The 17,718-nt window shown below is 66.4% G+C and carries 17 protein-coding genes; 2 read left to right on the top strand and 15 right to left on the bottom strand.

The features are described 5' to 3' along the window. Nucleotides 1–49: 49 nt before the first annotated feature. The 4 genes from ispG to ndk are packed head-to-tail and all read right to left on the bottom strand — an operon-like array spanning nt 50 to nt 3,470. The gene (ispG, locus tag HV783_RS10400; protein ID WP_054503921.1) at nt 50–1,336 is read right to left on the bottom strand and encodes a flavodoxin-dependent (E)-4-hydroxy-3-methylbut-2-enyl-diphosphate synthase; all 1,287 of its coding nucleotides are present in this window, start codon (nt 1,334–1,336) and stop codon (nt 50–52) included. A gap of 15 nt (nt 1,337–1,351) precedes the next feature. Further along, nucleotides 1,352–1,852 carry a helix-turn-helix domain-containing protein gene (locus HV783_RS10405; RefSeq protein ID WP_024068348.1) on the bottom strand — a complete coding sequence of 167 codons (501 nt, stop codon included), beginning with the start codon at nt 1,850–1,852 and terminating at the stop codon, nt 1,352–1,354. Further along, the gene (rlmN, locus tag HV783_RS10410; RefSeq protein WP_049075192.1) at nt 1,849–3,003 is read right to left on the bottom strand and encodes a dual-specificity RNA methyltransferase RlmN; all 1,155 of its coding nucleotides are present in this window, start codon (nt 3,001–3,003) and stop codon (nt 1,849–1,851) included. Before rlmN ends, HV783_RS10405 begins: the two co-directional genes overlap by 4 nt. 41 nt (nt 3,004–3,044) lie before the next feature. Further along, nucleotides 3,045–3,470 carry a nucleoside-diphosphate kinase gene (gene ndk / locus HV783_RS10415; RefSeq protein ID WP_006387851.1) on the bottom strand — a complete coding sequence of 142 codons (426 nt, stop codon included), beginning with the start codon at nt 3,468–3,470 and terminating at the stop codon, nt 3,045–3,047. Nucleotides 3,471–3,902: 432 nt separating this feature from the next. On the opposite strand from ndk, the gene HV783_RS10420 reads away from it, so the two are divergent. Then, the gene (locus HV783_RS10420; RefSeq protein ID WP_175189085.1) at nt 3,903–6,797 is read left to right on the top strand and encodes a valine--tRNA ligase; all 2,895 of its coding nucleotides are present in this window, start codon (nt 3,903–3,905) and stop codon (nt 6,795–6,797) included. A gap of 77 nt (nt 6,798–6,874) precedes the next feature. On the opposite strand, the gene HV783_RS10425 is transcribed toward HV783_RS10420, so the two are convergent. The 8 genes from HV783_RS10425 to rpsP all read right to left on the bottom strand — a co-directional run bounded on the left by HV783_RS10425 (nt 6,875) and on the right by rpsP (nt 13,109). Then, nucleotides 6,875–8,164 carry an NAD(P)/FAD-dependent oxidoreductase gene (locus HV783_RS10425; RefSeq protein ID WP_064523199.1) on the bottom strand — a complete coding sequence of 430 codons (1,290 nt, stop codon included), beginning with the start codon at nt 8,162–8,164 and terminating at the stop codon, nt 6,875–6,877. Between the two features lie 9 nt (nt 8,165–8,173). Beyond that, the gene (locus tag HV783_RS10430) at nt 8,174–8,905 is read right to left on the bottom strand and encodes an amino acid ABC transporter ATP-binding protein (RefSeq protein ID WP_024068345.1); all 732 of its coding nucleotides are present in this window, start codon (nt 8,903–8,905) and stop codon (nt 8,174–8,176) included. Then, nucleotides 8,902–9,555 (bottom strand): amino acid ABC transporter permease, encoded by a 654-nt coding sequence (locus tag HV783_RS10435; protein ID WP_006393967.1) that lies wholly within the window; start codon nt 9,553–9,555, stop codon nt 8,902–8,904. The genes HV783_RS10430 and HV783_RS10435 overlap by 4 nt, the downstream gene beginning before the upstream one ends. Before the next feature lie 119 nt (nt 9,556–9,674). Next, a complete protein-coding gene (locus tag HV783_RS10440) occupies nt 9,675–10,427 on the bottom strand; it encodes an ABC transporter substrate-binding protein (protein ID WP_024068344.1) in 753 nt (250 codons plus the stop codon). A gap of 90 nt (nt 10,428–10,517) precedes the next feature. Then, nucleotides 10,518–11,192, bottom strand: a complete 675-nt coding sequence (locus HV783_RS10445) for a helix-turn-helix domain-containing protein (RefSeq protein ID WP_175189086.1) — start codon at nt 11,190–11,192, stop codon at nt 10,518–10,520. A gap of 153 nt (nt 11,193–11,345) precedes the next feature. Next, a complete protein-coding gene (gene trmD / locus HV783_RS10450) occupies nt 11,346–12,164 on the bottom strand; it encodes a tRNA (guanosine(37)-N1)-methyltransferase TrmD (RefSeq protein WP_175189087.1) in 819 nt (272 codons plus the stop codon). Continuing rightward, on the bottom strand, nt 12,164–12,781 hold the full coding sequence (gene rimM / locus HV783_RS10455) for a ribosome maturation factor RimM (RefSeq protein WP_049075203.1): 618 nt from the start codon (nt 12,779–12,781) through the stop codon (nt 12,164–12,166). The genes trmD and rimM overlap by 1 nt, the downstream gene beginning before the upstream one ends. A 67-nt stretch (nt 12,782–12,848) precedes the next feature. Further along, nucleotides 12,849–13,109, bottom strand: coding sequence for a 30S ribosomal protein S16 (gene rpsP, locus HV783_RS10460; RefSeq protein WP_006387841.1), 261 nt, complete (start codon nt 13,107–13,109; stop codon nt 12,849–12,851). 493 nt (nt 13,110–13,602) lie between these two features. Here rpsP and HV783_RS10465 point away from each other — a divergent pair, with 493 nt between their 5' ends. Next, nucleotides 13,603–14,184, top strand: a complete 582-nt coding sequence (locus HV783_RS10465; protein ID WP_054503926.1) for a hypothetical protein — start codon at nt 13,603–13,605, stop codon at nt 14,182–14,184. A 77-nt stretch (nt 14,185–14,261) separates the two neighbouring features. Here the strand turns inward: HV783_RS10465 and HV783_RS10470 are convergent, their stop codons facing one another. From HV783_RS10470 to HV783_RS10480, 3 genes are read right to left on the bottom strand one after another with little or no spacing between them, the layout of a single operon-like run. Continuing rightward, nucleotides 14,262–14,531, bottom strand: a complete 270-nt coding sequence (locus HV783_RS10470) for a sulfurtransferase TusA family protein (RefSeq protein ID WP_175189088.1) — start codon at nt 14,529–14,531, stop codon at nt 14,262–14,264. After that, nucleotides 14,518–17,142, bottom strand: coding sequence for an alanine--tRNA ligase (gene alaS, locus HV783_RS10475; RefSeq protein WP_049075208.1), 2,625 nt, complete (start codon nt 17,140–17,142; stop codon nt 14,518–14,520). The genes HV783_RS10470 and alaS overlap by 14 nt, the downstream gene beginning before the upstream one ends. Before the next feature lie 33 nt (nt 17,143–17,175). After that, a complete protein-coding gene (locus tag HV783_RS10480) occupies nt 17,176–17,613 on the bottom strand; it encodes a TrbG/VirB9 family P-type conjugative transfer protein (protein WP_175189089.1) in 438 nt (145 codons plus the stop codon). Nucleotides 17,614–17,718: the final 105 nt, after the last annotated feature.

Raw genomic sequence — 17,718 nt, forward strand, 5'->3', positions numbered from 1 at the left:
ATGCCGCTCCGCGCGCCGGCAAGCGCGCCTCGCGGCCACACCCTTTCTTTTAATGAGAGGCGAGCGCGCCGTAGCGACGCGCAACGTAGTCTTCAACGATGGCCTGGAATTCTTCGGCGATGTGGTCGCCCTTCAGGGTGACCGTGCGCTCGCCGTCGACGAACACCGGCGCGGCCGGCACCTCGCCGGTGCCCGGCAGGCTGATGCCGATGTCCGCGTGGCGGCTTTCGCCAGGCCCGTTGACCACACAGCCCATGACCGCGACGTTCATGCTTTCGACGCCGGGGTACTGGGCGCGCCACACCGGCATCTGCCGGCGCAGGTAGGACTGGATGCTATCGGCCAGTTCCTGGAAGAACGTGCTGCTGGTGCGGCCGCAACCGGGGCAGGCCACCACCATGGGCGTGAACGCGCGCAGGCCCATGGTCTGCAGGATCTCCTGCGCCACCACGGCCTCGCGGCCGCGGTCGCCGCCCGGTTCCGGCGTCAGCGAGATGCGGATGGTGTCGCCGATGCCCTGTTGCAGCAGCACGGCCAGCGCGGCGGTCGAGGCGACGATGCCCTTGCTGCCCATGCCGGCTTCGGTCAGGCCCAGGTGCAGCGGATAGTCGCAACGCGCCGACAGGTCGCGGTAGACCGCGATCAGGTCCTGCACGTGGCTGACCTTGCACGACAGGATGATGGCATCGCGGCGCAGGCCGAGTTCCTCGGCGCGCTGGGCGTTGCTGATGGCGGACACCACCAGCGCGTCGCGCATCACCGCCTGCGCTTCCCAGGGCTGGGCGCGGCGGCTGTTTTCGTCCATCTTGCGCGCCATCAGCTCGTGATCCAGGCTGCCCCAGTTCACGCCGATGCGCACCGGCTTGTCGTAGCGGCAGGCCACTTCGATCATCTGGGCGAAATTGTCGTCACGACGCTTGCCGCCGCCCATGTTGCCCGGATTGATGCGGTACTTGGACAGCGCCTGGGCGCAGTCCGGGAATTGCGTCAGCAGCTTGTGGCCGTTGTAGTGGAAATCGCCCACCAGCGGCACGTCCACGCCCATGCGGTCGAGCTGCTCGCGGATCGCCATGACTTCCCTGGCGGCTTCGGGCGTGTTGACGGTGATGCGCACCATCTCGGAGCCGGCCAGCGCCAATTCCTTGACCTGGATCGCCGTGGCGATGGCATCGGCGGTGTCGGTGTTGGTCATGGACTGGACCACCACCGGCGCGTCGCCGCCGATCATGACCGTGCGGTCGCCCCACTTCACCGCCACCGAACGCGTGGCGCGGCGGGGAGCCGCGCCCACGGCGGGCGGCGGCGCATCCTGGCAAGGCAGAGAGGAATCTTGCATCGGCGAAACCGGTATTTACTTGGACAGCTTGGGAAGCCAGTCGAACGCCAGCCATTGCTGCGGCAGCCAGCCCTGCCAGAAGGCATAGGCGACGCCGGCGGCAAGCACCAGCACGATGGCGATCAGCCAGCCCCAGGAGGTCGAGGACGCGCGATCGTCGTCGGCACCGGACTGGGGAATGGAATGGGCCGAATGCAGCGCCCCCGGACTCAGCTTGACCGGGCCGGTGACGCGGGCCTTGGGGTCGAGCGAATCAACGATTGCCTGCGAATCGGCGCCCAGCATGCGGGCGTAGTTGCGGATCAGGCCGCGCAGCGAGACGCCGGTGGGCAGATCGCCCCACTGTTCGTTCTCGAGGGCCTCGATCTGCTTGGCCGAAAACTTGATGCGGCTGGACACTTCGTCGAGCGACCAGCCCTTGGATTGGCGCAGCGTGCGCAGCGCCGAGCCCACATTGCCCGAACCGCCCGCGCTCGCGGGCGTCTCTGAAACTGCAGAAGCGATATCCTGCGTCATGCATGCACCTGTCTAATTGGTATGGTCTGGCGCTGCGCGGCGTTCCGCTCGGTGATGCGGGTACGGTCGCGCACTTCTCCAGCCAGTTGACCACAAGCAGCGTCGATATCGTCCCCCCGGGTCTTGCGCACCGTCGTGATGATGCCGGCGTCCATCAGACGCTGGGCGAACACCTTGACGCGGGCCGAAGGCGAACGCTTCAGGCCGGAGGCGGGGAAGGGATTGAACGGGATCAGATTGAGCTTGCAGCGGATCTGGCGGGCAATGTGTATCAGTTCCTTGGCGTGCTGGTCGGTATCGTTGATGCCATCCAGCATGCAGTATTCAAACGTGATGAAGTCGCGCGGCGCGAAAGCCAGGTAGCGTTCGCACGCGGCCAGCAACTCCTTCAACGGGTATTTCTTGTTCAGCGGCACCAGCTCGTCGCGCAGCGCGTCGTTGGGCGCATGCAGCGACACGGCCAGCGCCACCGGACAGTCCTGCGACAGGCGGTCCATCATGGGCACCACGCCCGACGTGGACACCGTGACGCGGCGGCGCGACAGGCCATAGGCATTGTCGTCGAGCATCAGGCGCAGGGCCGGCAGCACCTGGTCGTAGTTGAGCAGGGGCTCGCCCATGCCCATCATGACCACGTTGCTGATGACGCGGGTGTCTTCGGTGGCGCGAGCGCCTTCCAGGCGCGCGGTGCCGACGTCGGCTTCCAGCACGCGCTTGGCCCACCACAACTGGCCGATGATCTCGCTGGTCTTGAGGTTGCGGTTGAACCCCTGGTGGCCGGTCGAGCAGAAACGGCAGTTCACCACGCAGCCCGCCTGGCTGGAGATGCACAAGGTGCCGCGGTCGTCCTCGGGGATGAAGACGGTTTCGATGGCGTTGCCCTGCCCCACGTCGAACAGCCACTTGCGGGTGCCGTCCGACGAGCGCTGCTCGGTGTTGACCGCCAGCGCCTCGATGACGCAACGGGACGCCAACTGGCCGCGGAAATCGCGGGCCAGGTCGGTCATGGCGTCGAACGAATCGGCGCCGCGCTGGTGCATCCAGCGCTGCAACTGGCGGGCGCGAAACGGCTTGCCGCCCCACTGCCCGACGAGTTCGGACAGGGCGGAGCCATCCAGCCCCAACAGGTTGATTCGTTCGACGGATTCCATGACCAGGGTATTGCTATGACGCTAAAGGAATTTCCGGGAAATCAACGGCTGTGGATGTTGATTTCGGGGAAGAAGAAAGCCACTTCGACAGCGGCCGTTTCCGGCGCGTCCGAGCCGTGCACGGCGTTGGCGTCGATGCTGTCGGCGAAGTCGGCGCGGATGGTGCCCGGGGCGGCCTTCTTGGGATCGGTGGCGCCCATCAGGTCGCGGTTCTTCTGGATGGCGTCTTCGCCTTCCAGCACTTGCACGAACACGGGGCCCGAGACCATGAAGTCAACCAGGTCCTTGAAGAAGGGGCGTTCTTTGTGGACGGCGTAGAAACGCTCGGCGTCGGCGCGCGACAGTTGGGCCAGGCGGGCGGCGATGACCTTCAGGCCGGCTTGCTCGAAGCGGGCGACGATCTGGCCGATGACGTTCTTGGCGACGGCGTCGGGCTTGATGATCGAGAGGGTGCGTTGGACGGACATGAGAACTCCAAAAACGGATACTGACTGGTTTCTATGATTGCCTGGCGTGGCCTGCGCTCGTTGGTGTCACCCTTCAAGCGGCAGCGCGCCATGGGCGCGCAAGCGACTCGGAACAACTGCGTTGACAGCGCGTTCCGGGCCGTCCCGGCCGCCTGTGCCAAGGCGGGGATTCGACACTGCCAACCCTTCGGAGTGATCCCGGGGTTGCCCCCGGGCTGTCCCACCTCGAATGCTTCGCTCGATTCATTGCGCTGAAATTCGCAGCGTTTTTTCAATGAACTTTTGGCGAAACCTCAATGAATTCAGGGACTTCTAAAAGGTTTACAGTAACCCGGTATTCTAACACGCCGATACGACCGCATTACATCTTAAAATGAGCGGTTTGCTTGCCCGTTTCCATCGACCGGGCGCCCTGTCTGCCGGAACCCTGTAATGACTCAAGCCGCTCCCCCGAACGCCGCGTCCGCCGCGACCGACTCCCCGGAACTCTCCAAGAGCTTCGAACCCGCCGAACTCGAATCCCGCTGGTACGCCGAGTGGGAAAAGCGCGGCTACTTCGCCGCGGGGTCGCACGTAAAAACGGGGACGGAAGATCAGCCTTACGTCATCCAGTTCCCGCCGCCCAACGTGACGGGCACCCTGCACATGGGCCATGCGTTCAACCAGACCATCATGGATGGCCTGATCCGCTACCACCGCATGCTGGGCGACGACACCGTTTTCATTCCGGGGACGGATCACGCCGGCATCGCCACGCAGATCGTGGTTGAAAGACAGCTCGACGCGCAGAAGGTTTCCCGCCACGACCTCGGCCGCGAGAAATTCGTCGAAAAAGTGTGGGAGTGGAAGGAAAAGTCGGGCAACGCCATCACCGGCCAAGTGCGCCGGCTGGGCGCCTCGGCCGACTGGCCGCGCGAGTACTTCACCATGGACGACCGCATGTCGCGCGGCGTGGTGGAGACCTTCGTGCGCCTGCATAAACAGGGCCTGATCTACCGCGGCAAGCGCCTGGTCAACTGGGATCCCAAGCTGCTGACGGCCGTGTCCGACCTGGAAGTCCAGTCGGAAGAGACCGACGGCCACATGTGGCACATCCTCTACCCCTTCGTCGACGGTCCGCAGACCATCGTCGACAAGGACGGCCAGACGGTCACCCTGCGCGGCATGACCATCGCCACCACCCGCCCCGAGACCATGCTGGCCGACGGCGCGCTGTGCGTGCACCCTGAAGACCCGCGCTACAAGCACCTGGTCGGCAAGGAAGTCGAACTGCCGCTGTGCGACCGCAACATCCCCATCATCGCGGATGACTTCGTCGACCCCGAATTCGGCACCGGTTGCGTCAAGATCACCGGCGCGCACGACTTCAACGACTACGCCTGCGCGATGCGCCACGACCTGCCGCTGATCGTGATCTTCACGCTCGACGCGCACATCAACGAAAACGGCCCCAAGCAGTTCCAGGGCATGGAGCGCTACGAGGCCCGCAAGGCCGTGGTGGCCCAACTGGAAGCCGAAGGCTACCTGGTCAAGGTCGAGCCGCACAAGATGATGCAGCCCAAGGGCGACCGCACCGGCGTCGTGCTCGAGCCCATGCTGACCGACCAGTGGTTCGTCGCCATGAGCAAGCCGGCCCCCGAGGGCACGCTCAACCCGGGCAAGAGCATCACCGAAGTGGCGCTGGAGGTCGTCGCCGACGGCCGCATCCAGTTCTACCCGGACAACTGGACCACCATCTACAACCAGTGGCTCAACAACATCCAGGACTGGTGCATTTCGCGCCAACTGTGGTGGGGCCACCAGATTCCCGCCTGGTACTCGGATGACGGCCAGGTGTTCGTCGCGCACGATGAGGCCGAAGCCGTCCAGCAGGCCCGCGCCGCCGGCGTCACCGGCGAACTCAAGCGCGATCCGGATGTGCTGGACACGTGGTTCTCGTCGGGCCTGGTGCCCTTCACCACGCTTGGCTGGCCCGACAAGACGGCCGACCTGGCGCGCTACCTGCCGTCCAGCGTGCTGGTCACCGGCTTTGACATCATCTTCTTCTGGGTCGCGCGCATGGTCATGCTGACCACGCACCTGACCGGCCAGATCCCGTTCAAGCACGTCTACGTGCACGGCCTGATCCGCGACGCCGACGGCCAGAAGATGAGCAAGTCCAAGGGCAACACGCTGGATCCGGTCGACCTGATCGACGGCATCGACCTGGACGGCCTGGTGGCCAAGCGCACCTACGGCCTGATGAATCCCAAGCAGGCCGGCGCCATCGAAAAGGCCACGCGCCGCCAGTACCCGGACGGCATTCCCGCCTTCGGCACCGACGCACTGCGCTTCACCATGGCCGCCTACGCGACCCTGGGCCGCAACATCAACTTCGACCTGAAGCGTTGCGAGGGCTATCGCAACTTCTGCAACAAGCTCTGGAACGCCACCCGTTTCGTGCTGATGAACACCGAAGGCCACGACCTGACCGGTCCGGACGCGGGCGAAACCTCGTTCGTCGACCGCTGGATCGTCAGCCAGCTACAGGCGCTGGAAGCCGAGGTGGCCCGCGGCTTCGCCGACTACCGTTTCGACAACGTGGCCAACGCGCTGTACCGCTACGTCTGGGACGAATACTGCGACTGGTACCTGGAACTGGCCAAGGTGCAGATCCAGACCGGCACGCCGGCCCAGCAACTGGGCACGCGCCGCACGCTGATCCGCGTGCTGGAAGGCGTGCTGCGCCTGGCCCACCCGATCATTCCGTTCATCACGGAAGAGCTGTGGCAGAAGGTCTCGGTGGTGGCCGGCAAGCGCAAGCAAGGCGTGGCAGACAGTGTCAGCGTGCAGCCGTACCCGCAGGCCAATCCGGCCGCCGTGGACACCGCCGCCGAAGCCGACGTGGCCGAACTGAAGGCCCAGGTCGAGGCCGTGCGCGCGCTGCGCGGCGAGATGAACCTGTCGCCGGCGCAGAAAGTGCCGCTGTGCGCCCAGGGCGACGCGCCCACGCTGACGCGCAACGCCCCCTACCTGGCCGCGCTGGCCAAGCTCAGCCAGGTGGACGTGCTGGACGCCCTGCCCGACGCTGGCGCGCCGGTGCAGGTGGTGGGCGCCAGCCGCCTGATGTTGCATGTCGAGATCGACGTGGCCGCCGAGCGCGTGCGCCTGGACAAGGAAATCGCCCGCCTGGAAGGCGAGATCGCCAAGGCCAACGGCAAGCTGTCCAACGCCAGCTTCGTTGAACGCGCCCCGGCCGCCGTGGTCGAGCAGGAAAAGGCCCGCCTGGCTCAATTCGGCGAGACGCTGCAGAAGGTGCGCGAACAGCGCGGCAAGCTGGGCAACTGATCGCCCGGCAATGCGTTCATGCAAAGGGCCCCGGATCCTCTCCGGGGCTTTTTTTCGCGCGGCCTGATCGCATCGGCCTATACGCCGCCGTCGGTCATCCGGTACCAGGTGACCACGGCGTTCACGTACAGGCGGCGCAGTCCATAGAGCGGAAACGGCTTTACGGGCGACAACGGCACCGGCAGCGCCTTGGCGTCGCCGCTGACGAGGTACTGCGCCATGGCGCGGCCCATGCTGGTCTGCAGGCCCACGCCGCGCCCCTGGCAGCCGATATCCACCAGCAGCCCGGGCTGCGGCTCGTGCAGGTGCGGCAGATAGTCGCGGGTGATGGCCACGCGGCCGCACCAGCGGTACTCGAACGGCGTGCCGGCCACCTGCGGGAACATCTTCACCATCACCCGTTCCAGGTGGGCCCAGTCCTGCGGCCCCTTGGGCTCGCGGAAGGGCCCACGCCCGCCCATCAGCAGGCGGCCCTGGTGGTCCAGGCGAAAATACAGCAGCAGGTTGCGGGTATCGGACGTGACGTGGCCTTCCGGAAAGATGCCTGCGCGCAGGCGCTCCGGCAGCGGCGTGGTGGCGACCTGGAAGGTATTGGCGTCGATGATCGAGGTCTTCAAGCCCGGCAGCAGATCGGCGCCGTAGGCGTTGGTGCACATCACCACGCGGTCGGCGGTCACGCTGGCGCCGCCGGGAGTCGTGGCGGTCCACTTGCCGCCGTCGCGCTTCAGACCGGTGACTGGCGTGTCGGTATGAATCACGGCGCCGGCATTCAGGGCGGCGCGGGCCAGTCCGCGCGCATAGCTCAGCGGCTGCACCGCGCCCGCGCGGCGGTCGACCCAGCCGCCCAGGTAGCGGTCGGCCCCGATCAGCCGCGCCACCTCGGCCCGGTCCAACGGCTGCGCGTCGGCGCCATGGCGCGCCCATTGCGCGGCGCGGGCGTGCGCCAGTTCCAGCGCGGCGGGATTGTGCGCGCCCTGGATCCACCCCCTGCGCACATGCGGCACGTCCATGGCATGCCGTTCGATCAGGTTGAACACCGCGTCGGCGGTGGCGCCAGCGAAGCGCACCAGGCGTTCGCCGCGCTCGGCGCCGAACATCGAAACGAGCGCATCGGGATCGTACTTGAGGCCGGGAATGACCTGGCCGCCGTTGCGCCCCGAGCCCCCGAAGCCGATCTCGCGCGCTTCCAGCAGCACCACCCGCACGCCCTGCTCGGCCAGGTGCAGCGCGGTGCTCAGGCCGGCGTAGCCGCCGCCCACCACCAGCACGTCGGCCTGCTCGGACTGCGTCAGCGGCTGCGTGTCCGGCGGCGGCGCCGCGGTGGCGGCCCAGAGCGACGGGGAAAGCGGAAACGGCGTCTGCGACATGATGGTTCCTCACATGGGATGCAGCACGCGGCGCAGGAAATCCTGCGTGCGCGGGTGCTGCGGCTGATTCAGCACTTCACGGGCGGCGCCCTGCTCCACCATCACGCCGCCGTCAAAGAACATGACGCGGTCGGCAACCTCGCGCGCGAAGCTCATCTCGTGCGTCACGACGACCATGGTCATGCCGGCCTCGGCCAGCTTGCGCATCACGCCCAGCACGTCGCCCACCAGCTCGGGGTCGAGCGCCGAGGTCGGTTCGTCGAACAGGATCGCCTTCGGCTGCATCGCCAGGGCCCGCGCGATCGCCACGCGCTGCTGCTGGCCGCCGGACAGTTGCGGCGGATGGGCATCGGCCTTGTCGGCCAGGCCGACACTGGCGAGCAATTCACGGCCGCGCTCCAGCGCCTGCGCGCGCGGCTCGCCCTTCACGTAGATCGGACCTTCCACCACGTTCTCCAGCGCGGTGCGATGCGGGAACAGGTTGAAGCGCTGGAACACCATCGCCACCTGCGTGCGGATGGAAACGATGGAGGCCGCATCGCAGTCCACCAGTTCGCCATCCACGGTGATGCGGCCGGCGTTGTAGCGCTCCAGCCCGTTGATGCAGCGCAGGATGGTGGACTTGCCCGAGCCGGACGGCCCGATCACGCATACGACTTCGCCCTTGCTGACCGAGGCATCGATGCCCTTGAGCACCTCCAGCGACCCGAAGCTCTTGCGCACGCCCTTGAGTTCGATCATTTGGCGGCACTCCTCTTTTCCAGATGCCGCACCAGCAGGATCAGCGGCACGCACATCACCAGGTACATCAGCGCCACCAGCGAGAACACGGTGGCGTTCTTGAACGTCGACACGGCGATCAGCTTGCCTTGCAGGGCAAGCTCGGCCACCGTGATGGTGGACGCCTGCGACGAGTCCTTGAGCATCATGATCATGATGTTGCCGTAGGGCGGCAGCACGATCTTGACGGCCTGCGGCAGCACCACGCGGCGCATGGTCATGCTCCAGCTCATGCCCATCGCCATGGCCGCCTCGATCTGGCCGCGGTCGATGGCCTCGATGCCGGCGCGGAAGTTCTCGGCCTGGTAGGCCGAGTAGGCAATGCCCAGCCCGATGATGGCCGCCTGCACCGCCGTCAGCGCGATGCCCATGTCCGGCATCACGAAATAGATGTAGAACAGCAGCACGATGATCGGGATGCCGCGCAGCAGGTTGATCACGCCCGCGCTGAACTTGGACAGGTATTTGTTGCCGGAGACGCGCATCAGCGCCCACACCAGCCCCAGCAGCGTGGACAGGACCAGCGACCCGAGCGTCACCAGGATGGTGAGCTTGGCGCCCTGCAACAGGATCGGCAGGTATTCCGCCGCGTCTTTGAAGAATTCCGTCATGACTCGAATCACCCCAACTGGGCCGCCTCCGGAAACCCCGGACGCGGCCGGTCCGCGCGCCAGGGCGCGCAGTCCGGGCGGACGCCTGCCGCGGCGCCACGCCCGCCATCAAACGGCCGTCAGCCGCCCAGCCCCCACTTCTTCAGGATCTGGTCGATGGCGCCATCGGCCTTGAGCTTGGCCAGCGCCTTGTTGATGCGTTCGAGCAAGGCGGTGTCGTCCTTGCGCGTGGCCAGGCCCAGGCTGCCCATGACGGTGGGCTGGTAGGACTGCGCCATCTTCAGGTTGGGATAGTTGCCCTGGGTCAGGATGTAGGCGGCGATGGGATAGTCCATGAACCCGCCCTGGATGCGGCCGGCGTTGGCGTCGCGCATCATGTCCGGCGGATTGTCGTAGAGCTTCACCTCCTTGAACACGCCGCTCTTCTGGATCGGCTCGACAAAGGCGGTGCCGACCTGCACCCCCACCGTCATGCCCTTCATGTCGGCGAATGACTTGTATTCCTTGTTGTCGCTCTTGAGCACCATCAGGCCTTCGCCATAGCGATAGACCGGCTCCGAGAAACTCACCACCTGCTGGCGCTGCGGCGTGATGAACATGGCCGCCGAGACGATGTCGATGCGCTTGGAAGTCAGCGAACCGATCAGCGCCGAAAACGCCATGGGCTCGATCTGCACCTCGAAGCCAGCCTCCTTGCCGACCGCTTTCACAATATCGACCATCACCCCTTCGATGGAGTTGGTCTTGGTGTCAAGAAAAGTGAACGGACTGCCGGTGGGCGTGGATCCCACCTTCAACACCGTCTGGGCCTGCGCGGCCGTGGCCGTGGACAATGCTGCGAATACAGAGACAACCAGAGTCTTGAATTTCATGACATTTCCTCATCTAGGCAAAGCGTTCCGGAGCGTGCCCGGAAGGCGGATGATCCCCAGTGTCATCGCGCCGATTCACTGCCCGCGCGCTCAAGGCGGCGGTTGCGTCGTATCCCCCGCGGCTTGATTGATATTCGAGATGGCCCAGATGACTTCGGTCACCTGCGAGCCGGGATTGCGCCAGCGCCGCGGCGTGCTGCTGGCATAGCAGAAACTGTCGCCCTCCTTGAGCAGCACGACGCGGTCGCCCACCCAGAGTTCGAGCGCGCCCTTGAGCACCACGCCGATCTGCTCGCCCTGCCCGGTCACGAACAGTTCGTTGCCGGTCGAGCCGCCGGGCTCGATGGTGGCGCGGCACAGGTCCATGCTGCGGCACGCGGGCGGCGTGTACATCTCCTTGACGATGCCTTTCTCGCGCAGGTCGATATAGCGGTGCGTGCCGGCGCGGGCGACGCGGCCGCCGTCCTCGCCTTCGGTGTGCTCGGCGTTGCGCAGCAAGGCGTTGACCGACACGCCGAACTCGCGCGCCAGTTGGTGCAGCGTCTTGACCGACGCGGAGCTCAGCCCGCGCTCGATCTGGCTGAGCAGCCCCAGCGACATGCCGCAGGCCTGCGCCACGTCCGCCAGCGAGCGGCCGTGCTGCTTGCGCAACTGGCGCAACTGCTGGCCCAGCCACATGTCGACGGCGGACTCAGGGCGACCCGCCGCCAGCGCTGGCTTGGAGAGCGCGGCGGCATCACGCGGCACGGGAGAGGATCGGCTCATATGAAAATTTCATTTTTATGTAATTTTCAATACTAAGGAGCGCGCCGAGTCGCTACAACCTAGGAGCATCCCTAGGCTGATCGGGTCTTGGAAAATGGGAAAAGGCTTGCGAAGAAAGCCGGCTTGAGTTGGGGGGGGGATGCGCCTGCCGGCTCAGGAAGCCTTGGGCTTGGATCCGCGGCGGCGCTTGGCGGGCAGCGGCGGCAACGGCTCGCCGGCCAGCTCGGCCAGGAAGCGCTCGTCGGCGAGCGACAGCCACCCCTGGGCGCGGGCCGACTCGATCAGCTCGGGACGTCGCGCAACGGTCAACGCCAGCGAGCGTTCACGGCGCCAGCGCGAGATGTTGGCATGGTGGCCGCTGAGCAGCGGCGCCGGCACGGGCGCGCCCTCGTAGACTTCGGGGCGCGTGTAATGCGGGCTGTCCAGCAGGCCGGACAGCGTGTCGTTGAAGGAGTCCTGCAACGCGGAGTCGCCGTCGTTCAGCACGCCCGGCAACAGGCGCACCGCGGCGTCGATCACGGCCAGCGCCGCGATCTCGCCGCCGGACAAGACGAAGTCGCCCAGCGAGATTTCGTGGGTGACACAACGCTCGATGAAGCGCTGGTCGACCCCTTCGTAGCGACCGCAGATGAGAATCAGGCCGTCGCTGGCAGCCAGCGCCTCGGCGCCGGCCTGATCGTAACGCTTGCCCACGGGCGCGAGCAGCGCCACCGGGGCCGGCCCCAGGCCTTGGGCCGCGCGCGCCGCCTGGGCGGCGCTGACGGCGGCTTCCAGCGGAGCCGCCATCATCACCATGCCGGGGCCGCCGCCATAGGGGCGGTCGTCCACGGTACGGTGGGGATCAGTGGTGAAATCTCGCGGATTCCACGCATGCAGCGCCCACCGGCCCTGGGCATGGGCCCGGCCGGTGACGCCGAAGTCGCGCACCACCCCGAACATCTCGGGAAAGAGCGTCACGACATCGATGCGCATCAGAGATCCGCGGGCCAGTCGCTGTCGATGCGGCGCGCGGCCAGATCGACGGCTTGGATGTGCGCGCGCACGAACGGAACGAGCATTTCGGCGGGCTTTCCCTTGGCGTTCAGCAAGGTTTCGGGGCCGTCGGCTCCGACCTTCTGGCGCAAGACCTTCAAGACGGCGTGAGCGCCGTTATCCAGGACCTCGTCCACCACGCCAATGAGCGCGGCGTCGCCGTCCGCCGTGGTGTACAGCGAACAGCCAATGAGATCGACCCAGTAGTATTCGTCTTCCTCGGGCGCGGGGAAGGAACCCCGCGGCGCCTGCACGGAATAACCGCGCAGCGCTTCGGCCTGGTCGCGGTCGGCAATGCCGGCCAACTGGGCCACCACGGTGGCGCCCTGCGAACGGACTTGCACGACCTTGTATGCGACGGGCGCAGACGCGACAGCGCCCCGCGCCAATTCAGGCACAGGGCGAGTCAACCACCATTGAGAAGCTGAGAGCAGCACTTCGGCATTGGCCGAATGCGGCTGCACCTTGACCCAGCCTTTCACACCGTAGGCCGCACTGATGCGGCCCAACTCGATCAAGTCCGCAGGCGCCGCGTTGGAATGTGCGGCATCAGACATGTATCGGGCTATCGGTTTCGTACAGCGTAGCTAGAAACTAGCAGGGTTCAGGCGTGCGACGCAGGCATTAAGCCGCGGCGGAAACCTTGGCCGAGTAGTCCTTGACCAGACGCTCGACGGCCGGCGACAGCTGGGCGCCGTTGCTGGTCCAGTGTTGCACGCGATCCAGCGCGATGCGCAGGTTTTCCGCGCCTTCGTTGCCGACGGGGTTGTAGAAACCCACGCGCTCGATGAAACGGCCGTCGCGACGGTTACGCGAATCGGTGGCCACCAGGTTGTAGAACGGACGCTTCTTGGACCCACCGCGGGCCAGGCGAATCACCACCATAGGTAATCCCTTGAATTAGTTGTGAAAAACGGGAAATTCTAGCACTTAAACAAGCCGACTGGCAAATGCGCATGCTGAATATCGGAAGGCGCGGCGCGATTTATACGCGAAAACACCACATATGCACCACATACGGGTATTCTACAAAATCCGGGCCGGAGCCCGCCGCAGACAGAGTGTAGCCCGTCACGGGCCGCCGTGCTGCGGCGGGGCGCATGAAAATCGCCCGGCGGCGTTGCCGTCCGGGGCGCGCCGCCCGACCGGCACCCTTTGCAAGTGCGTGTGAAGCATTTCCCCGATTGGAGAGATCGGAATGTCATCCTACGCCACATCCGCAAGCCCGCTCCCCCCGGCCGCGCCGCAACGGCGTCGCCCCTCCACGCCCTCACGCACCGCATGCCCGCGCGAACGTCCCCGTTTTCGCAGGGGCTGATCGCGCCCTGTTTCTCCCCAGCGTTTTCCCACAACTTCCTCTACCGGAGGGTGCTACACCATGAAGAACCGTAAAACTGTCTTCACCCCTGTCGCGCGCCTGGCGGCAACAGGTTTGCTGGCGGGCATGCTGGCGCTGCCGATGGCGGCCCAGGCCCGGGTGGTCGGCGCCGCGTTGACCACCGCCACCGGCAAGGTCACCGCGGTGGATCCCGCCACCCGCACCATCACCCTGCAGGGCGCCAATGGCAACGTAGTGGATATCCAGGCCGGACCTAACGTGCGCAACTTCAAGCAAATCAAGCCGGGCGATTCGCTTACGCTGGACTATTACGAATCGGTCGCCATCGACGTGCGGCGCGCGGGTTCCGGCGCGCCGGAGGTGGTCACCGAGACCGCCGCCACGCGTAGCGCCAAGGGCGCCAAGCCGGGTGGCGCGATGGGCCGGCAGACCACCATCACCGCGGAAATCTGGCACATCAACAAGAGCGCCAATCTCGTGACACTGAAGGGTCCGCAAGGCGGCCTGCGCACGATCCAGGTGCAGGACCCCGCCTTGCAGGCCCGGTTGGCGCAGCTCAAGGAAGGCGACCTGGTGGACTTCACCATCACGCAAGCCGTGGCAGCGGCGATTCATAAATAAGGCGCGACGAGCGCCGACAAAAAAGGCCAGCCTGGGGAGAGGCTGGCCTTTTTCATGTGTCGCGCGCAACTGCGTGGCTAGCGGCGGCGCAGGAAATGCACGCCGCGACCGTCGGCCTCGTGTTGCGCGACCAGCACGTTGCCGGTCTGGCGCGAAAAGGCCTGGAAATCGCGGATGGCGTTGCGGTCGGTGGTGACGACACGCAGCACCTGCCCGCTTTCCATCTGCGCCAGGGCCTTCTTGGCGCGCAGGATGGGCAAGGGGCAGGTCAGGCCGCTGGCATCCACCTCCTGGTCGAACGACGGCGCCGTGGCGCCTGACGCGTTGTCTATGTCAGAGGCGCTCATCGACCCACTTCTGCACGCTGGCGATCGCGGCAGGCAGCGCCGCCAGATCGGTGCCGCCGCCCATGGCCATGTCCGGACGACCGCCGCCCTTGCCGCCCACCTGGCTGGCGACGAAGCCCACCAGGTCGCCGGCCTTGATGCGGTTGGTCAGGTCGGCCGTGACGCCGCCGACGACGCTGATCTTGCCGTCGGCCGAGCCGGTGGCCAGCAGCACCACGGCGGGCTTGAGGCGGTCTTTCAGGTTGTCGACCATGCCGCGCAGGGCCTTGGGGTCGACGTCGCCGATGCTGGCGGCGAGCAGCTTGATGCCCTTGACCTCGACGGCCGCGGAGCTGGCCAGGTCGTTGCCGGCACTGGCGGCGAGCTTGCTGCGCGATTGTTCCAGGTCTTTTTCGAGCTGCTTGACCTGGTCCTGCACCTGCGCGATGCGGGCCGGCAGGTCGGCCGGCGTGCTGCGCAGCATGCCGGCCACCTGGGCCAGCAACGCGCTCTGGTTCTGCACCCAGGCCAGGGCGTTGTCGCCCGTGATGGCCTCGATACGGCGCACGCCGGCGGCCACGCCGCCTTCGGACACGATCTTGAACAGGCCGATGTCGCCAGTGCGGCTGACGTGGGTGCCACCGCACAGTTCACGCGAGAAACCGATGTCGAGCACGCGCACGGTGTCGCCGTACTTTTCGCCGAACAGCGCCATGGCGCCGCCCTTGACGGCGTCATCGTAGGCCATGACCTGAGCCACGGTGGGCTGGTTGGCGAGGATCTCGGCATTGACGATGGCCTCGACGCGGGCGATCTGCTCGGCCGTCAGGGGCGCGTCCTGCGCGAAGTCGAAACGGGTCTTGTCGGGGTCGACCAGCGAGCCGCGCTGCTGTACGTGCGCGCCCAGCACCTGGCGCAGGGCCTTGTGCATCAAATGGGTGGCCGAGTGGTTGCGCACGGTGCGGGCGCGGCGCACCGCGTCCACGCGCGCCAGCACGGTGTCGCCGACCGCCAGCTTGCCCTCTTCCAGCGTGCCGTGATGGCCGAACACGCCGGACTGGATCTTGAGCGTGTCGCCCACGGCGAAACGCACGCCGACCGCTTCGAGCAGGCCGGTGTCACCGACCTGGCCGCCGGACTCGGCGTAGAACGGGGTGGCGTCCAGCACCACCACGGCGCTCTGGCCGGCCTGCACCTGCTGCACCTGGGTGCCGTCGACGTACAGGGCCGTGACCTTGACGTTGTCGAGTTCGAGCTTTTCGTAGCCTTCGAAACGCGTTTCCGCGCCTTCGTAGCTCAGGCCTTCGGCCATCTTGAACTTGCCGGCCGCGCGCGCCTGGTCGCGCTGGCGTTCCATGGCGACTTCGAAGCCGGCCATGTCGACGTCGACTTCGCGTTCGCGGCAGATGTCGGCGGTCAGGTCTACCGGGAAGCCGTAGGTGTCGTACAGCGTGAACAGCGTGGTGCCGTCCAACTGGCCGCCCTTGGGCACATTGGCCAGCGCGCCGTCAAGGATGCGCATGCCGTGTTCCAGCGTTTCGCCGAAGCGCTCTTCTTCCTGCTTGAGCACCTGCGCCACGCGCTCGGCGGTGGCAGCCAGCTCGGGATAGGCTTCGCCCATCTCGGCGACCAGGTCGGGCACCAGGCGGTGGAAGAACGGCTTGGTCTGGCCCAGCTTGTAGCCGTGGCGCAGCGCGCGGCGGACGATGCGGCGCAGCACGTAGCCGCGGCCTTCGTTGCTGGGGATGACGCCGTCGACGATCAGGAACGAGCAGGCGCGGATGTGGTCGGCGATGACCTTGAGCGAATTGTTCGCCAGGTCCTTGACGCCGGTTTCGCGCGCGGCGGCGGCGATCAGGTTCTGGAAGAGGTCGATTTCGTAGTTGGAGTGGACGTGCTGCAGCACGGCCGCGATGCGCTCCAGGCCCATGCCGGTATCGACACAGGGACGCGGCAGGCGCGGCATGTTGCCGGCGGCGTCGCGCTCGAACTGCATGAACACCAGGTTCCAGATCTCGATGTAGCGGTCGCCGTCTTCCTCGGGCGATCCCGGGGGGCCGCCCCAGATCTCGGGGCCGTGGTCGTAGAAGATTTCCGAGCACGGGCCGCAGGGACCGGTGTCGGCCATCTGCCAGAAGTTGTCCGACGCGTAGCGCGCGCCCTTGTTGTCACCGATGCGGATGATGCGCTCGGCCGGCACGCCGACTTCCTTGGCCCAGATGTCATAGGCCTCGTCGTCTTCCTGGTAGACGGTGACCCAGAGCTTCTCGGCCGGCAGCTTGTAGACCTGCGTCAGCAGTTCCCAGGCGTACTGGATGGCGTCGCGCTTGAAGTAGTCGCCAAAGCTGAAATTGCCCAGCATTTCGAAGAACGTATGGTGGCGGGCGGTGTAGCCCACGTTCTCCAGGTCGTTGTGCTTGCCGCCGGCGCGCACGCTGCGCTGCGACGACGTGGCACGCGTGTACGACCGCGATTCCTTGCCCGTGAAGACGTCCTTGAACTGGACCATGCCCGAATTGGTGAAAAGCAGGGTCGGATCGTTGCCCGGCACGAGCGACGACGAAGGAACGATGGTGTGTCCCTTGGACTTGAAGAATTGCAGGAACTGCTGGCGAATCTCGGAGGATTTCATCGTGGATGAAGCAGAATTTAGGCGAATCTTTGATTATAGAGGGTTGTCGGCGCCTTGCGCCGTCGGGGACGACCCGCAGGCGTCGCGGCCTTCCTGGAGCGGACGCGACGCGCGGCGCGCCCGCGCCGCCAGCCGCCCGCCGCGGAACACCAGGGCGTCCCAGCAGCCGGCCAACACCAGATAGGGGTCACGACGCGCGTAAGGCAGCACTCGCATGCCGCCGGGATCGACGCCGAAAATGGCCGGCACAGGCTGGTCCGGCGCGAATTGCAGCCAGATTTCGCGGCCGTCGTCGAACACCTGCGACGGCGCCACGGCCGGATCGCCGGAGAGCCGCCAACCGAAATCGTACTCCCGCGACGCGGCCGCGGCCGACCGCCAGGCCGCCTCGGTCGCCGGCCGAGCGGACGGCCAGGCCGCGCATCCAGCCAGGCCCGCCAGCCCCGCCGCCAGGAAGAATCTTCGTACCATCCACGCCACCCTCGTAAAGACGGCGGCCCGGAAGCGGACCGCACCGCCATCATGGTGCAGGCGTGCCGGCCATCCTCACAGACCGGCATGTACGCAGGGAGCAAT

This window comes from Achromobacter dolens, assembly GCF_902859745.1.
Lineage (GTDB): Bacteria > Pseudomonadota > Gammaproteobacteria > Burkholderiales > Burkholderiaceae_B > Achromobacter > Achromobacter dolens.

Bases quoted from the DNA above. Each gene is read 5' to 3' on its own strand.
- ispG (WP_054503921.1), bottom strand. From the start codon at position 1,336: ATGCAAGATTCCTCTCTGCCTTGCCAGGATGCGCCGCCGCCCGCCGTG.
- HV783_RS10405 (WP_024068348.1), bottom strand. From the start codon at position 1,852: ATGACGCAGGATATCGCTTCTGCAGTTTCAGAGACGCCCGCGAGCGCG.
- rlmN (WP_049075192.1), bottom strand. From the start codon at position 3,003: ATGGAATCCGTCGAACGAATCAACCTGTTGGGGCTGGATGGCTCCGCC.
- ndk (WP_006387851.1), bottom strand. From the start codon at position 3,470: ATGTCCGTCCAACGCACCCTCTCGATCATCAAGCCCGACGCCGTCGCC.
- HV783_RS10420 (WP_175189085.1), top strand. From the start codon at position 3,903: ATGACTCAAGCCGCTCCCCCGAACGCCGCGTCCGCCGCGACCGACTCC.
- HV783_RS10425 (WP_064523199.1), bottom strand. From the start codon at position 8,164: ATGTCGCAGACGCCGTTTCCGCTTTCCCCGTCGCTCTGGGCCGCCACC.
- HV783_RS10430 (WP_024068345.1), bottom strand. From the start codon at position 8,905: ATGATCGAACTCAAGGGCGTGCGCAAGAGCTTCGGGTCGCTGGAGGTG.
- HV783_RS10435 (WP_006393967.1), bottom strand. From the start codon at position 9,555: ATGACGGAATTCTTCAAAGACGCGGCGGAATACCTGCCGATCCTGTTG.
- HV783_RS10440 (WP_024068344.1), bottom strand. From the start codon at position 10,427: ATGAAATTCAAGACTCTGGTTGTCTCTGTATTCGCAGCATTGTCCACG.
- HV783_RS10445 (WP_175189086.1), bottom strand. From the start codon at position 11,192: ATGAGCCGATCCTCTCCCGTGCCGCGTGATGCCGCCGCGCTCTCCAAG.
- trmD (WP_175189087.1), bottom strand. From the start codon at position 12,164: ATGCGCATCGATGTCGTGACGCTCTTTCCCGAGATGTTCGGGGTGGTG.
- rimM (WP_049075203.1), bottom strand. From the start codon at position 12,781: ATGTCTGATGCCGCACATTCCAACGCGGCGCCTGCGGACTTGATCGAG.
- rpsP (WP_006387841.1), bottom strand. From the start codon at position 13,109: ATGGTGGTGATTCGCCTGGCCCGCGGTGGGTCCAAGAAGCGTCCGTTC.
- HV783_RS10465 (WP_054503926.1), top strand. From the start codon at position 13,603: ATGAAGAACCGTAAAACTGTCTTCACCCCTGTCGCGCGCCTGGCGGCA.
- HV783_RS10470 (WP_175189088.1), bottom strand. From the start codon at position 14,531: ATGAGCGCCTCTGACATAGACAACGCGTCAGGCGCCACGGCGCCGTCG.
- alaS (WP_049075208.1), bottom strand. From the start codon at position 17,142: ATGAAATCCTCCGAGATTCGCCAGCAGTTCCTGCAATTCTTCAAGTCC.
- HV783_RS10480 (WP_175189089.1), bottom strand. From the start codon at position 17,613: ATGGTACGAAGATTCTTCCTGGCGGCGGGGCTGGCGGGCCTGGCTGGA.